This window comes from Kineococcus sp. GCM10028916 (assembly GCF_042674865.1).
In the GTDB taxonomy this organism is placed as follows: domain Bacteria; phylum Actinomycetota; class Actinomycetes; order Actinomycetales; family Kineococcaceae; genus Kineococcus.
This window is the reverse complement of the sequence record NZ_JBHTFM010000007.1, coordinates 1-682: the sequence shown is the minus strand read 5'-3', so window position 1 is coordinate 682 and position 682 is coordinate 1. Positions and strand designations below refer to the sequence as shown.

Genomic DNA, 682 nt, shown 5'->3' with positions numbered 1-682 from the left:
GATGATGCTGCGTCGGCTGACCAGGCCGAGGCAGCACTCACTCCATATCTGAAACAGTCACTGAGACCGCTGCGGAGGTGAACTCCAACCTCACGATGCAGGCCTTGACGGCCTGACCGCACGAAGTATCACGCGGCGAGAGTCGTACACCACCTCAGTGGACTTGACCGCGCCCCGCGACGCTGGGCTGGCTCGCGATGGAGCGCAGGCTCGAAGGTGACGTCGTGGGCCACTGCGGCCTGATCGTCGGCGAACGTGTGCCCGCGGGGGAACCGGAGATCGCGTTCGAGGTGCTGCGCTGCGTGTGGGGCCAGGGCTTCGCCACCGAGGCTGCTGCGGCAGTCCTGGAGTGGGCCAGGTCTTCTGGGCATGAGCGTTTGTGGGCGAGCGTCCCGGAGTGGAACACTGCCTCGCGGCGGGTCTTGGCGAAGGTCGGGTTCGTGGAGACGGACCGGCTGGAACGCGATGGGGTTTACGGCGACACGGTGTTCGTCACGCGCTCCCTGTGATGGATCGAGCGCGCATTGAGGAGGCCACTTCGCACGCACTGCAGGGTGACCGTGGCTTCAGCGCGCACCGCGGGATGACCGTGAGGTCATCCCGCCTACGGAAGTGAGCAGTTGGTGCCACGCTGAGGTCATGGACCACATCGAGGGCACGGCTTCGCGACCCGTGCAAGGCG

At 66.3% G+C, this 682-nt stretch carries 1 protein-coding gene; it reads left to right on the top strand.

What is annotated here, in order from left to right:
* The first annotated feature begins 182 nt into the window (after positions 1 to 182).
* The gene (locus tag ACFQ46_RS09330) at positions 183 to 509 is read left to right on the top strand and encodes a GNAT family N-acetyltransferase (RefSeq protein ID WP_380259240.1); all 327 of its coding nucleotides are present in this window, start codon (positions 183 to 185) and stop codon (positions 507 to 509) included.
* The last annotated feature ends 173 nt before the right edge of the window (positions 510 to 682 follow it).